Source organism: Streptomyces sp. NPDC003327, from assembly GCF_053589515.1.
The window spans coordinates 318,673-331,929 of record NZ_JBSFSA010000001.1 but is presented as its reverse complement, the minus strand read 5'-3'; the positions used below and the strand labels follow the sequence as shown (position 1 = coordinate 331,929).

Annotated in this window: 11 protein-coding genes, 1 tRNA gene and 3 pseudogenes; 8 read left to right on the top strand and 7 right to left on the bottom strand. The window is 73.1% G+C overall.

Translation table 11 applies throughout. The features are described from left to right. The first annotated feature begins 48 nt into the window (after window positions 1-48). Window positions 49-573: a DinB family protein gene (locus ACWDVG_RS01500; protein WP_451695108.1), complete on the top strand. Its 525-nt coding sequence runs from the start codon at window positions 49-51 to the stop codon at window positions 571-573. A 6-nt stretch (window positions 574-579) separates the two neighbouring features. Here the strand turns inward: ACWDVG_RS01500 and ACWDVG_RS01495 are convergent, their stop codons facing one another. Together ACWDVG_RS01495 and ACWDVG_RS01490 are read right to left on the bottom strand one after the other, a co-directional pair. After that, complete coding sequence (locus ACWDVG_RS01495) at window positions 580-1,080, bottom strand: N-acetyltransferase family protein (protein WP_451695030.1); 501 nt, start codon at window positions 1,078-1,080, stop codon at window positions 580-582. Further along, window positions 1,077-1,439 (bottom strand): ArsR/SmtB family transcription factor, encoded by a 363-nt coding sequence (locus ACWDVG_RS01490; RefSeq protein ID WP_451695028.1) that lies wholly within the window; start codon window positions 1,437-1,439, stop codon window positions 1,077-1,079. Before ACWDVG_RS01490 ends, ACWDVG_RS01495 begins: the two co-directional genes overlap by 4 nt. A gap of 127 nt (window positions 1,440-1,566) precedes the next feature. Between ACWDVG_RS01490 and ACWDVG_RS01485 the strand changes: the two genes are divergently transcribed. The 3 genes and pseudogenes from ACWDVG_RS01485 to ACWDVG_RS01475 form a co-directional block, all read left to right on the top strand. Then, window positions 1,567-2,964, top strand: coding sequence for an NAD(P)-binding domain-containing protein (locus ACWDVG_RS01485; RefSeq protein ID WP_451695026.1), 1,398 nt, complete (start codon window positions 1,567-1,569; stop codon window positions 2,962-2,964). 36 nt (window positions 2,965-3,000) lie between these two features. Next, window positions 3,001-3,465 (top strand): ArsI/CadI family heavy metal resistance metalloenzyme, encoded by a 465-nt coding sequence (locus ACWDVG_RS01480; RefSeq protein ID WP_451695024.1) that lies wholly within the window; start codon window positions 3,001-3,003, stop codon window positions 3,463-3,465. Window positions 3,466-3,472: 7 nt separating this feature from the next. Then, a pseudogene (locus ACWDVG_RS01475) lies at window positions 3,473-3,754 on the top strand (MFS transporter); the annotation flags it as partial. Here the strand turns inward: ACWDVG_RS01475 and ACWDVG_RS01470 are convergent. The 5 genes and pseudogenes from ACWDVG_RS01470 to ACWDVG_RS01450 form a co-directional block, all read right to left on the bottom strand. After that, window positions 3,742-3,912 (bottom strand): annotated as a pseudogene (locus ACWDVG_RS01470) (bifunctional metallophosphatase/5'-nucleotidase); the annotation flags it as partial. The pseudogenes ACWDVG_RS01475 and ACWDVG_RS01470 overlap by 13 nt on opposite strands. Next, complete coding sequence (locus ACWDVG_RS01465) at window positions 3,909-5,225, bottom strand: UDP-N-acetylglucosamine 1-carboxyvinyltransferase (protein WP_451695022.1); 1,317 nt, start codon at window positions 5,223-5,225, stop codon at window positions 3,909-3,911. The pseudogene ACWDVG_RS01470 and the gene ACWDVG_RS01465, both read right to left, overlap by 4 nt. Window positions 5,226-5,555: 330 nt before the next feature. Next, on the bottom strand, window positions 5,556-6,002 hold the full coding sequence (locus ACWDVG_RS01460) for a hypothetical protein (protein WP_451695021.1): 447 nt from the start codon (window positions 6,000-6,002) through the stop codon (window positions 5,556-5,558). 56 nt (window positions 6,003-6,058) lie between these two features. Continuing rightward, window positions 6,059-6,588, bottom strand: a pseudogene (locus tag ACWDVG_RS01455) (helix-turn-helix domain-containing protein); the annotation flags it as partial. A 384-nt stretch (window positions 6,589-6,972) separates the two neighbouring features. Further along, window positions 6,973-7,045, bottom strand: a tRNA-Arg gene (locus ACWDVG_RS01450). Window positions 7,046-7,347: 302 nt separating this feature from the next. On the opposite strand from ACWDVG_RS01450, the gene ACWDVG_RS01445 reads away from it, so the two are divergent. The 4 genes from ACWDVG_RS01445 (at window position 7,348) to ACWDVG_RS01430 (ending at window position 13,149) form a co-directional block, all read left to right on the top strand. Next, the gene (locus ACWDVG_RS01445; protein WP_451695018.1) at window positions 7,348-8,973 is read left to right on the top strand and encodes a dynamin family protein; all 1,626 of its coding nucleotides are present in this window, start codon (window positions 7,348-7,350) and stop codon (window positions 8,971-8,973) included. A 1-nt stretch (window position 8,974) separates the two neighbouring features. Beyond that, on the top strand, window positions 8,975-10,810 hold the full coding sequence (locus tag ACWDVG_RS01440) for a GTPase (protein WP_451695016.1): 1,836 nt from the start codon (window positions 8,975-8,977) through the stop codon (window positions 10,808-10,810). Window positions 10,811-10,990: 180 nt separating this feature from the next. Beyond that, on the top strand, window positions 10,991-11,470 hold the full coding sequence (locus tag ACWDVG_RS01435) for a single-stranded DNA-binding protein (protein WP_451695014.1): 480 nt from the start codon (window positions 10,991-10,993) through the stop codon (window positions 11,468-11,470). Window positions 11,471-11,694: 224 nt separating this feature from the next. Continuing rightward, a complete protein-coding gene (locus ACWDVG_RS01430) occupies window positions 11,695-13,149 on the top strand; it encodes an LAETG motif-containing sortase-dependent surface protein (protein WP_451695012.1) in 1,455 nt (484 codons plus the stop codon). Window positions 13,150-13,257: the final 108 nt, after the last annotated feature.

The window sequence follows — 13,257 nt, the reverse complement described above, 5'->3', positions numbered from 1 at the left end:
GGGGGACTCGGGCTCCGAAGGGAGTGGTGTGATGCCAGATGGTCGTTCCTGCTCGACCGGCAGGGCGTCCTCGACGGCTACGCCACGGCCCGCCGGACCTTCCACGCTCTCCTGGACGGGGCCACGCCGTCCGACCTCGCCCGTCCGACCAGCGGTACCCGCTGGACCAATCGGCAGCTGCTGTGGCACATGCTCTTCGGCTACCTCGTCACCCGCGTCCTGCTGTTCCTCGTACGCGGCTTCGGACGCCTGCCCCGGGGCGCGAGCAAGGCATTCGCCCGCGTGCTTGACGCGGGAACGCGGCCCTTTGACGTGATCAACTACCTCGGGCCGTGCGGGGCGGTGAAGGTGGTCGGGCCCCGCAGGATGGGCACGGCGTTCGACTGGATCACCGGTTCGCTGGCGCGGCGGCTCGCGAAGGAGTCCGAACGCGATCTGGCGCGAGGGATGCACTATCCGGTCCGATGGGACCCGTTCTTCAGCGACTTCATGACCCTCGCGGACCTCTACCGGTATCCCACCCGGCACTTCGACTTCCACCAGCGCCAGCTCACCCTCGGCGAGGGTGGCTGACGCCCATCAGTCGATATGGGGGCTGCGGCGTTCGACGAGGACGGTGTCGCGCCAGCGGCCCTGGTGGCGGCCGATGCGCTCGCGGGTGCCGATGACCCGGAAGCCCGCACGGGCGTGGACGGCGAGGCTGGCCGCGTTCTCGGGGAAGATGCCGGACTGGATGGTCCAGATCCCCGCCGCCTCGGTGGAGTCGATGAGCGCCTTCAGAAGCGCGGAGGCGATGCCCCGGCCCCGGGCGTCGGGGTGGACGTAGACGGAGTGCTCGACGACGCCCGCGTACGCGCACCGGTCGGAGACCTTGGTGGCGGCGACCCAGCCGAGTACACGCCCGGTCTCGTCGACGGCGGCGAAGCGGTGCTCGGGGAGCTTGGCCGCGTCGAACTGCTCCCAGGTGGGGGCGGCGGTCTCGAAGGTGGCGTTTCCCTCGTCGATGCCGGCCTGGTAGATCGCGACGACCTCGTCGGCGTGCTCCGCAGCGAGCGGGACCACGATGGTGGAGGCGGTCACGCGGCGGCAGCCCTGGTGAGGAGCGCGCCCATGGCGGCGAGGACGGCGGGTTCGACGCGGTAGTAGACCCAGGTCCCGCGCCGCTCGGAGGAGAGGAGACCCGCCTCCTTCAGCTTCTTCAGGTGATGGGAGACGGTCGGCTGGGAGACGCCGACGTCGGAGATGTCGCAGACGCACGCTTCCCCGCCCTCGTGCGAGGCGACCGCGGAGAACAGGCGCAGCCGGACCGGGTCGCCGAGGGCCTTGAACATCTTCGCGGTCCGCTCGGCCTCCTCGGCGTTCAGCGGGCGCTCGGTGAGCGGCGGGCAGCAGGGGGCGACCTCGGGCTCAGGGAGCGGCAGCGCGGTGACATTCGACATGCATCTATGTTGACACATGTCGAAGCAGTCGCCCAGGGGTGCCCGAGGGTCCCAGTCCATTTCGATGAATGTCTATGTTGACGAGTATCGATCCAAGTGTCATGCTGGCAGCGCAAGAGATCGACGGATGTCGAAACAAAGGGGAATCGTCGTGAACACCACCGCCACCGACCAGCTGCCCGTCGTGGTCATCGGGGCCGGGCCCGCCGGCCTGGCCGCCGCCGCCCACCTCGTCGAGCGCGGCCTCGAACCGCTGGTCCTGGAAACCGGACCGGCGGCTGGTGCGGCGGTACGCGAGTGGGCACACGTCCGACTCTTCTCCACCTGGGGCGAGGTCACCGACCCGGCCGCCGAGAAGCTCCTGGCCCCCACCGGATGGGTGAAGCCCGACGCGAAGACCTACCCGTCCGGCGGTGACTGGGCGGAGAAGTACCTCCAGCCGCTCGCCGACGTCCTCGGCGACCGCGTCCGCACCGGCGCCACCGTCACCGGCGTCTCGCGCGCCGGCCGCGACCGCATCGTCGACGCCGACCGCGAGGCCCAGCCGTTCGTCGTCCACGTCGCCCACGCCGACGGACGTGAGGAGCGGCTCTTCGCCCGCGCGGTGATCGACGCCTCCGGCACGTGGTCCACCCCGAGCCCGGCAGGGGCGTCCGGCCTCACCGCCCTCGGCGAGAAGGCCGCCGCCGACCGCGTCACCTACCGCGTCCCCGACCTCAAGGACCCGTCCGTCCGCGCCCGCTATGCGGGCCGGCGCACCGCCGTCATCGGCTCCGGCGCCTCCGCGTTCACCGCCCTTGCCTCCCTCGCCGAGCTGGCCAAGGCAGAGGACGGCGCGGGGACGAAGGCCGTGTGGATCCTGCGCCGGGGCATCTCCGGCTCCACCTTCGGCGGCGGTGCGGCGGACCAGCTCCCCGCCCGAGGTGCCCTGGGTCTCGCGGCGAAGGCCGCGGTCGACGAGGGCCACGCCGACGCCGTGACCGGCTTCCGTACGGAGGCGATTGAGCGAGACGGCGACAGCCTGATCCTCGTGGCCGAGGACGGCCGCCGGCTCGACCCGGTCGACGAAGTCATCGTCCTGACCGGCTTCCGCCCCGACCTGTCCTTCCTCTCCGAACTCCGCCTCGGCCTCGACGAGCGCCTCCAGGCCCCCGTCGAGCTGGCCCCGCTCATCGACCCCAACCAGCACTCCTGCGGCACGGTCTACCCGCACGGCGTCAACGAGCTCTCCCACCCCGAGGAGGGCGTCTACCTCGTCGGCATGAAGTCCTACGGCCGAGCCCCGACCTTCCTCGCCCTCACCGGCTACGAGCAGGTCCGCTCCGTCGTCGCCGCCATCGCCGGGGACCGGGAGTCGGCCGAGCGCGTCGAACTCGTCCTGCCGGAGACCGGAGTGTGCGGCGGCGCCGGCCTCTTCGACCAGCCCCAGACCGACGAGGCGGCCGATGGTGGCGGTTGCTGCGCCCCCGCCCCGGCCCTCATCCAGCTCGGCGTCGGCTCCCCGGCCACCTCCGGCGGCTGCTGACCCGCCCCACCACACACCCACAGCAGGAGGTTCGTCATGACTCGTGTACAGCTCGCCCTGCGCGTCCCCGATCTCTCGGCATCCGTCGCCTTCTACACCAAGCTCTTCGACACCGAGCCGGCCAAGCTCCGCGACGGCTACGCCAACTTCGCCATCGCCGAACCGCCTCTCAAGCTCGTCCTCATCGAAGGCGCCGACGGCGAGGACACCCGCCTGGACCACCTCGGCGTCGAGGTCGACACCACCGACGCCGTCCACGCCGCCACCACCAGGCTGGCCCAGGAAGGTCTCGCCACCACGGAGGAGAACGACACCACCTGCTGCTACGCCCTCCAGGACAAGGTGTGGGTCCACGGCCCCGGCCGCGAGCCGTGGGAGGTGTACGTCGTCAAGGCCGACGCCGACACCCTGGCCAAGCAGCAGAGCAGCACGTGCTGTTCCAGCCCGGCCGCCGCCGACGCCCAGGCGAGCGAACCGGCCACCGCCGGTGGCTGCTGCTGATCGCCAGATGACCCACCTTCACACCCGCGAGGCCGCGACCGGAACTGGGGACCGGTCGCGGCCTCGCGCCGTCCTGCCCGCGCTCTGCGCCACGCAGATCACCAGCTGGGGGATCGTCTACTACGCCTTCCCCGTCCTGAACCCCCAGATCACCGCCGCCACCGGCTGGTCCGACGGCGTCACGATGGCGGCGTTCTCGCTCGCCCTAGTGGTCTCCGGCATCGCCGGAATCCGCGTCGGTAGGATCATCGACCACCGCGGCCCCCGCGCGGTCATGACCACGGGCTCCGCAAGGCGGTAGTAGCCGGTGCCCTCGAAGAAGTCGCCGCAGTCGGCGATGAGCGAGGTCGCCTTGAGGTGGTGCAGGTGCGGCAGGAGCCTGTGGGCCTGGTCGAGGGCGGAGTGCAGGTCGGTGGTGGCCACGATCTGGCCGTACGCCCTGCTCATCGCGGTACGTCGGTGAGGTCGGCGCCGAGGATACGGAGCTTGGCGGGCAGGTCGGCGTGGCCGCGACGCAGCTGGTCGAGGCCGCTGACGGTGGTGGCGCCCCGGGCCCCGAGGCCCGCGATCAGGAGGGCGGAGCCGGTGCGGATGTCGGTGGCCTTCACCGCGGTGCCGTTCAGGCGCTGGGGGCCGGCCAGGCGGCAGCGGGTGGGCGAGAGTTCCTCGATCACGGCCCCGAGCCTCGCGAGCTCGGGGAGGAGGTTGCCGTGGCGGCCGGGGTTGATGTCGTCGGCGAACAGGTGGGTGCCGGGCAGGGTGAGGGCCAGGGCCATCAGTGCGGGCTCGAAGTCGGCGTCCAGACCGTCCGGGGTCAGCGAGGCGACCGCCCGCAGAGGCCGTCCGCTCACGGTGCGGGCCCGGTGGACGGTGATCGCGTCGGGGGCGAGGGAGACGGGGATACCGGCCCAGTCCAGCAGGTCGGCCAGCACCTTGAGATCCGATCCGGCGACGCCCTCGACGCGGCCTTCACCGCCGGTGGCGGCGATTGCGCAGGCCAGCGTGCCTGCCTCGATCTTGTCACCGGGAACCGTCCAGGCGACGGTCCCGGCCGGGACGCCCGGCGGCGGGGCCAGCGTGATCTTGTCGCTGTCGGCATGGGCCGTCCATCCGGCGGACCGTAAGGCGGCGAGTACGCCTGTGGTCTCCGGGGACAGGTTGGGGTTGCCCAGTTCCAGGCGGCTGTCGGCCACGACGGCACGGCAGATCGCGGCGATGCTCGCTCCCCGCGAGCGGAACGGCAGCGTCAGGACGACCTTGTCGCGGGTCTGGGCGGCGGCCAGGACGCGGTATCCGGTGTCGTCGAGCAGGACGGTGTCGCCGAACGCCTCGTAGACGGTGAAGTGCAGTTCCATGCCGCGGTCACCGATCCGGCAGCCGCCGGGCCAGGGCAGGGCGGCCTGCCCGTAGGCGGCAAGGAGTGGCGCCACCAGGTAGTAGGAGGCCCGGATCCGGGCGGCGTCGGCCAGGTCAGGCGCCTCGTCGGGGTGCTCCTGGGGCGTGACGATGACGGCTCCCGGCTCGGCGACCGGACGGGCGACGCGGTAGCCGGCCTGCTCCAGCAGACCGAGCATCCTCTGGACGTCGGCGCTGGCCGGGACGCCGGACAGGCGGACCCCGCGGCCCAGGGACGCGGCGGCGCCCAGCAGCGGCAGGGCCGCGTTCTTCGAGCCGTCCACCCGGACCGTGCCGGCGAGCGGGCGGCCGGGACGGACGGTGACGGCGTCGACATCTTTCGTACGGGCAAGGACAAGGTCCATCAGAACCTCCTGGGCGCAGGTGGTCAGGGGTGGTGGGGTTTCAAGGGGCTGGTCGCCCTCCGCCGAGTGGTGCGGGAGCGGTGCGGGGAGGCTCCGGGTCTCCTCGGCGGAGGGCCGTTCAGCGGCCGGTGGCGAGAGGCGGAAGGGCGATGTCCGGCACGGCCACAGCCACTCGGTCGCCCGTGGCGTCGAGGAGCTGGACGGCCTGGGTACGCAGCGCCCAGGAGGGCCCGGTCAGACCGGCGATGGCGAGGAACGTCAGGGCGATCCGGCCGCTGCGGTCCGGCCCCGTGCGGGGCGCGGGGCGAGAGACGCGGTGACGGGCCCTGTTTACGAGGTCTCGCCGAGGACGTCCTCGTGCTTGTCGAGAAGGCGGCAGGTCTGCGCGTACAGCCGCTCAAGCTCGACCGAAGTGAGGACGAGGGCCCCTTCGGAGGACGAGCCGTCCTCGAAGTGGATCGTCACGGGCACCGATCCCTGGCGGGCGCGCGGGTCGTAGACCGCGTCACGACCGGGCAGCAGAGTGGCGTGGGTGGCCTGCGCAGGCACCGGGCGCAGTGTCGTGCCGTCCGCCGGCGCGGACCAGGCGGGTCCGCCGCCGGGCGGGCACAAGTGGTAGGTGGTGGCGGAGCCCTCACCAGGGAGGGTGACCACGACACCGACACGGCCCTCGCGGGCCGTGTCGGCGGCGAGGTCGCCGAGCTGAGGGAGGAAGGGAGCCGCCGTTCCCAACTCGGCTCCTTGAGCGGGGAGATGGGGGAGGCTTCGTCCGGTCATGCCCTCGAAGCTAGGGACGCCCAAGACCCCGAATATGAGCCGGAGGAATACGACCCCTATCCGTCCAGGTGAAAGCGGTCGGACATGCGCCGCAACTTCTCACGCGTCGCTGCCCGTTCGGCGTAGACGATGCTGCGGAGGGTCGAGCGTGCGATGGGATGGTTGCGTACGAGCTGGGGAGCGATCCGCTCGGCGGTCTCCAGCTCGACGAGGGCCTTGTCCCGGTTGCCGTCCCACAGCCAGGCCCGTGCGATGTCCATGTGGTGGTGCCCCTGACGGGAGTTGGGCAGGGCACCGACCAGCTCCGGGCTCGTACGCCGGTTGATCTCCAGTGCCTTGCCCTGCTCGCCCATCTCCAGGGCGACGCTGATCGCGTGGATCTGCACGTTCCCGGCGGAGAACGTGAGCGAGTGCCGGTCGTACACCGGCGTCCCGGCGTACGCGTCCATCCGCTCGGCGGCGTCCTTCGCGTACCCGATCCGGTCCTCCGCCTCGGTCGCGCGGCCGGCGCGGGCGGCCGAGACCGCGGCCCGGAGCTGGAGGGTGCCCAGGCCCGTACGGCCAGTGGTTCGCCGTGCTCGTAGCCTGTCGTCGGGGACCCGTACCTGTGGTGCGCCAGCTTCAGCGCCGGCGTGCCGCACGGCCTGGCCGCGATCTTCGCTTCCTCGCTTGCCTCGCCCCACCCCGTGCCCCGGTCCACCCTGCCGGCGGGAGTCGAGGGGCGGCTCACCGTCATCCAGCCGGGGGTTGATCGACGAGGAGAGCACGCCGGTCGGAGTGAGGCAGGGCAGCGGGCGATCCCAAAACTTCGGGCAGTTTTCGGGAAAACCAGCCGCCAGAGGCCGCCCCTGGCCAGTTTCAGCCGGACAGGTCCAGCCATCCAAGGCCCTCTCCCCGGCCCTCCGGCCATCGGCCGAAAACCGCTCCTGACCAGCAAAAAGGCCCTCCCGAAGGAGGGCCTGTCGCGGAGCGCCCCCGGCAGGACTCGAACCTGCGGCCAAGTGCTTAGAAGGCACCTGCTCTATCCACTGAGCTACGGGGGCCGGTGGTGGCCGTGTGGCCAGGAGCCCCTGGTGGGTGGGGTGTGGCCTTGCCGGGTCAAGGATAGGGCTCCGATCCCCTTGGCCCGGGCGCTTCACCTGCGTGACACGATGTGGAGGTTCGGTGAAGCGGAACGATAATCGCAGGCAGGTGCGATTTGCGCAGCGCTTTTCACGCCACTCGGGGCGGGTGTTGTGCACTCGTTATGCCTGGGCGTCCGGTCGCCGCCCTTCTCTTCGGCGCGCAGGGCCGCAATACGCTTCAAAAACACTCATAAATTGGGCATTCTTCGCATGTGGTGACCTTGGACGAACGGCCTCAGCTGATCGACGCACTCTCCGCCCTGCGCGACCGAGTCGCCGCCGTGCGTCTCCCGCTCCCCCTGCCGGACGCCCCACGCGCCCGCCAGACCCGGGCGGAGCTGCTCGCGCAGCTCGACGACTACCTGGTGCCCCGCCTGAAGGACCCCGACGCGCCGCTCCTCGCCGTCGTCGGCGGGTCCACCGGGGCCGGGAAGTCCACGCTCGTCAACTCTCTTGTGGGCAGGCGGGTCAGCGAGGCCGGGGTGCTCAGACCCACCACGCGGACGCCCGTGCTCGTCTGTCACCCCGAGGACCACCACTGGTTCGCCGGGATGCGCGTCCTGCCGCAGCTCACCCGCGTCTGGCTGCCCCAGGCCGACGAGGACAACCCCGCCGACGAGCCGCCCGAGGAGAACGCGCTGCGCGTCGAGACCGCCGCCGGGCTGCCCCGCGGGCTCGCGCTGCTCGACGCGCCCGACATCGACTCCCTCGTCGTCGAGAACCGGCTGCTCGCCGCCGAGTTGATCTGCGCCGCGGACATCTGGGTCATGGTCACCACCGCCTCCCGCTACGCGGACGCCGTGCCCTGGCACCTGCTGCGTACGGCCAAGGAGTACGACGCCACCCTCGTCACCGTCCTCGACCGCGTCCCGCACCAGGTCATCGGCGAGGTCTCCCGGCAGTACGAGGCCCTGCTCGACAAGGCCGGCCTCGGCGACGTACCGCGCTTCACCATCCCCGAGCTGCCCGAGTCCACGGGGGGCGGCAGCGGGCTGCTGCCCGAGAGCGCCGTCGCCGCGCTGCGCGCCTGGCTCGCGCACCGGGCCGAGGACCCGGCGGCCCGGCAGCAGGCCGTCTGCCGCACCGCGACCGGCGTCATCGACTCCCTCGACACCCGCCTGCCCGAGCTGGCAGGCGCCGTCGCCGCCCAGTACGCCGCGGCCGTACGGCTCGGGGGCGCCGTCGAGGCCGCCTACCGGGAGCAGGGTGCCCGCGTCCGCAAGGAGCTCGGCCGGGGCGCCGTCCTGGCCGGGGACGCCCGCACCCGCTGGCGCGGCTACCCCCGGGACAGCACCGCCGAGGAGCTGCTCGACGCCCTGACCGAGTCCCTCGCCGCGCTCCTGCACTGCGCGGTGGCCGCCGCCGACGAGCACGTACGGGACGCCCACCGCCGCGAGCCCGCCGCCGCCCAGCTGCGCGCGGGGAACGGCGGCGGCCGGGAGGCCGCCGAGCGCATCGGGCTCGAGGTGCGCCGCTGGCGCCGCGTCCTCGAAGAGCTCGCCGAGGAGGAGGTACGGGGCGTGGAGCGCCCGACCGGCTCCCGCGCGGCCCGCGCCGCCGCCCGTACCGCCCTGCCGGACCCCGAGACCGTCGCCGCCCTCCTCGCCGCCTCCCTCCTCGGTGGCCGCCGCGCCCGGCCGGCGGGGGAGCGCCTCGCGGAGCTGCTCGGCGCCCAGACCGCCCTGCGCCTGCGCGACAAGGGCGGCGACCTGGTCCTCTCCTGCGTCGACCGTGTCCTGCACGCCGCGCGCGACCGGTGCCTCGCGCCGCTCGAGGCGCTCGACGTGACCCCCGAGCCGCAGGCGGAGCTGATCGCCGCGCTCTCCGTACTGCAGAAGGAGAAGTGACGTGGACGTGGTGGACAACGACCGGGAGCGCGGCCGGGAGCGCTGGGACGACGGGCTGATCGCGCGTCGCGCGGCCGAGCGGGCCGCCGCCCCCGACGAAGGGTCCTCGGACCGACCGGGGGAGGGGCCGGGGGACGGGCCCGGGGACGAGGACGCCCTGCCGCCGCCCGGCGGGGCGTACGGCGGCGCCCTCCGCCGCCGCCTCGACGCCCTCCACGAGCTGGTCGGCCTCTCCCGTACGCGGGTGGAGAGCGAGGCCCTCGCCGAGGCGGGGCGCGTGCTCGACGAGGCGGCGGCCCGGCAGCGGCTCTCCGCCCGGCACACTGTGGTCGCCGTCGCGGGCGCCACCGGGAGCGGCAAGTCCACCCTCTTCAACGCCCTCGCCGGCGTCCCCGTCTCCGAGACGGGCCTGCGCCGCCCCACCACCTGCGCGCCGATCGCGCTCAGCTGGTCCGAGGGCGCGGCCGGGCTCCTCGACCGGCTGGCCGTGCCCGGCAGGCTCCGGCGCCGTCCGCTCGCCGGGGGCGCGGCCGACGCCGACCTCCAGCCGCTCGTCCTCGTCGACCTGCCCGACCACGACTCCGCGGTTGTCTCCCACCGCGACCAGGTGGACCGCGTCCTCGGTCTCGTCGACGCGGTGATCTGGGTCGTCGACCCCGAGAAGTACGCGGACGCCGCCCTCCACGAGCGCTATCTGCGGCCGCTCGCCGGGCACGCCGAGGTCACCTTCGTGGTCCTCAACCAGATCGACCGGCTCGGCACCGAGGCCGCCGACCTCGTCCTCGACGACCTGCGCCGTCTGCTCGACGAGGACGGCGTGGCCCTCGGCGAGCACGGTGAGCCCGGCGCGGCGGTGCTCGCCGTCTCCGCGCTGACCGGCGAGGGCGTGCCGGAACTCCGCGAGCTCCTCGCCCGTTTCGTCCAGGAGCGCACCGCGCCCGAGCGGCGCCTCGCCGCCGACGTGGACGCCGCCGCGGCCCGGCTGCGGCCCGCGTACGTCGCCGACGGCCGGCCCGGCCTCGGCGAGCGGGCCCGCGAGGACTTCACCGACCGGCTTGCGGTCGCCGTGGGCGCGCAGGCGGCCGGCGAGGCGGCCGAGCGCGTCTGGCGGCGGGGCGCGATCCGCGCCTGCGGCACGCCCTGGCTGCGGCTCTACCGCTGGTACGAGCGGCTGCGGGCGCACGGCTCCACCGACCCGCGTCTGGAGAGCCCGGTCGAGGACGAGTTGACGGCCCGCCAGCGGGTCGAGCAGGCGGTGCGGATCGTCGCCGACGAGGCTTCGCGGGGGCTTCCGGCGCCGTGGGCGCAGGCGGTGCGCGAGGCGGCGGCGCGCGGGGCCGACGGGCTGCCCGAGGCGCTCGACGAGCTGACCGTGACCATGGGTGACCCGGCGGCCCGGCCGCCCCGGCCCGCGTGGTGGCCCGCCGCCGTCCTGGCGCAGGTCGTGATGACGCTCCTGCAGGTCTTCGGCGCGCTCTGGCTGGTGGGCCAGATCGTGGGCGTCGTGGAGCCGGGCATCCTGCCGCCGGTCCTGGTGATGGTCGGCGGCATCGTCGGGGGACCGCTCGTCGAATGGGCCTGCGAGGGCGCGGTCAAGGGGCCGGCGCGGCGGTACGGGCAGGAGGCCGAGCGCCGGCTGCGCGAGGCGGTCGCCGCCTGCGGCCGGGCCCGGGTGCTCGACCCGGTCGCGGCGGAACTGATGCGGTACCGGGAGGTGCGCGAGCAGTACGCGGCGGTGGCGGGGAACCGGCCGTCGGCGCGGGTGGTCGGCCACGGCCGCCCGCTCGGCCGGCCGGGCGCGACGAGGGCGCCGAGGGCGGGCGTCCGGGGGCGCTAGCAGGGCCGGGAGGCGGGGGAGACACGGTCCGTCATTCACCCGAACGAGTGCGGGAGTTGTTCACAGCCGTCCCGTTGTCCCCAGGCTTCAGCGGGTTGCTCCCGATCGCTCCAGGATGAGTGCCGTACGAGAAGTACGGACGCGCCGGGACGCGCGGACATCGCACAAGGGGGCGGAACGATGAACGAGACGACGGTGACGCTGGTCGGCAACGTGGCGACGGCGGTGGAGTACCGCGAGACGCCGACGGGAGGGGTGGCCAGGTTCCGGTTCGCCGTGACGGCGAGGCGCTGGGACCGGGAGCGGGCGGTCTGGGCCGACGGGGCCACCAGCTTCTACACGGTGTCGGCCTGGCGGACGCTCGGCGCGAACCTGGCGGCCAGCGTGTCCGTGGGCGAACCGCTCGTGGTGCACGGCCGGTTGCGGGTGCGGGAGGACGAGCGCGACGGGCAGCGCAAGACGTTCGTGGACGTCGACGCGCTCGCCGTCGGCCACGATCTGACGCGCGGGACGGCCGCCTTCCGCAGGGCCGCGCGCGTGGAACGGACGGCCCCGGTCGATCCGTCACCGACCCCGTCCCCCGCCCTCGTCGCGCCTCCGGAACCACCGGGTGCGGACCCCTGGACGGAAGCGGCACATCAGCTCGTAGCCGCTCCCTGACCATGAGTTGTGGGGATTTGTCGACCAACTCGCCGTGCCGATAACGATTCCGAGACGGAATGGTTATCTGATCGCATGACCGGGCACCGGGGTCTTCCGCATCCCTAGGATTCCCGAGTACTCATGAGGCACGTGAGCCCATCGAGTCTGTAAGTGTGCTGGCGGGCGCTCCCCCCACGCGAATTGACCACGTTCGCGGAGCGGCTCGCCCGGAGGGGAATCCAATGTTTTCAGTTCGTGGGCGGGGCGCTGCTCGTCTCGCCGCCGCGACGTTCGTCGCGGGTCTCGTCGCCGCCGGCACGATGGCGACCGCCGGTCCGGCCCTCGCCGACGGTGGCCCCGAGGGGACCGGCGGCGTCACGGCGAAGCTCGGCGGCATGACCGACCGCGGCGACGTCAACATCGTGGAGAAGGACGGCACCGCCTGGCCGGACGCCGTCAGCGGCGGCCTCTTCACCATGCAGGTCGAGGGCGGCGGAACCCTCTCGACCTACTGCATCGACCTCCGCACCGGGGCGAAGCACGACTTCGACTACAAGGAAGTCGGCTGGGGCGAGTCCTCGCTGCACGACAACGAGAACGCGGGCAAGATCCTCTGGATCCTGGAGAACGCGTACCCGAAGTTCTCGGCCGAGGCGCTCGGCAAGAAGCTCGACGTCGACCTCGACCAGAACGAGGCCGCCGCGGGCACCCAGGCCGCGATCTGGACGTTCTCCGACGACGTGACGGCCACCCCCGCGGCGGCCGACGCGAAGAAGCTGACGGAGTACCTCCTGAAGGAGGCCGTCAAGCTGGAGGAGCCGAAGGCCTCCCTGTCGCTCTCCCCGTCCTCCGTGGCGGGCAAGGCGGGCGAGAAGCTCGGCCCGATCAAGGTCACCACCAACGCCAACCCGGCGATCACCACCGGCGCCGGCACCCCGGCCGGTGTGAAGATCGTCGACAAGGCCGGCCAGCCCGTCACCTCCGCCAAGAACGGTGACGAGATCTACTTCGACGTCCCGGCCGGCACCGCCGACGGCGCCGCCGAGGTGACCGCCGAGGCCACCACCAAGGTCTCCCTCGGCCGCGCCTTCGTCTCCATCGACGGCCCGTCCCAGACCCTGATCCTGGCCGGTTCCAGCGACTCCACCGTCACCGCCAAGGCCTCCGCCACCTGGGCGAAGACCGGTGCCGTCCCGGCCGTCAGCGTCGCCAAGGACTGCGCCAAGGGCGGGCTCGACGTCACCGCCTCCAACGAGGGCGACGAGCCGTGGACCTTCGAGCTGAAGGGCACCTCGCACACCATCGCCCCCGGTGAGACCAAGACCGTGACGGTCCCGCTCGCCGAGGACGAGGCGTACAAGTTCACGATCACCGGTCCGAACTTCGAGGAGACCTTCGAGGGCGTCTACGACTGCGAGACGGCCACGCCGGGCCCGGTCCCGTCCGAGACCCCCTCGGGGACCCCCTCCGTCGAGCCCTCCCCGACCACCCCGGGCGGCTCCACCGGTTCGACCGGCACCACCGGCTCCACGGGCACCGGCACCACGGGCTCGACCGGCACCACCGGCGGCGGTGACCTGGCCGAGACCGGCAGCTCCAACGCCACCCCGATGATCGCCGGCATCGCCGTCGCGCTCGTCCTGGCCGGCGGCGGCGCGGTGTTCTTCCTCCGCAAGAAGAAGACCGCCGGTCACTGAGCGGAGTGATCCGCGTCACGCGGATCACCCCCTCCGGCCGACGCCCCGCGGCCCCATCCGGCCGCACACGGCCACGCACGGCCCCGGACGCACCCGCGTCCGGGGCCG

Coding starts and splice junctions, on each gene's coding strand:
- ACWDVG_RS01490 (WP_451695028.1), bottom strand. CDS start 1,439: ATGTCGAATGTCACCGCGCTGCCGCTCCCTGAGCCCGAGGTCGCCCCC.
- ACWDVG_RS01485 (WP_451695026.1), top strand. CDS start 1,567: ATGTCGAAACAAAGGGGAATCGTCGTGAACACCACCGCCACCGACCAG.
- ACWDVG_RS01480 (WP_451695024.1), top strand. CDS start 3,001: ATGACTCGTGTACAGCTCGCCCTGCGCGTCCCCGATCTCTCGGCATCC.
- ACWDVG_RS01465 (WP_451695022.1), bottom strand. CDS start 5,225: ATGGACCTTGTCCTTGCCCGTACGAAAGATGTCGACGCCGTCACCGTC.
- ACWDVG_RS01460 (WP_451695021.1), bottom strand. CDS start 6,002: ATGACCGGACGAAGCCTCCCCCATCTCCCCGCTCAAGGAGCCGAGTTG.
- ACWDVG_RS01435 (WP_451695014.1), top strand. CDS start 10,991: ATGAACGAGACGACGGTGACGCTGGTCGGCAACGTGGCGACGGCGGTG.
- ACWDVG_RS01430 (WP_451695012.1), top strand. CDS start 11,695: ATGTTTTCAGTTCGTGGGCGGGGCGCTGCTCGTCTCGCCGCCGCGACG.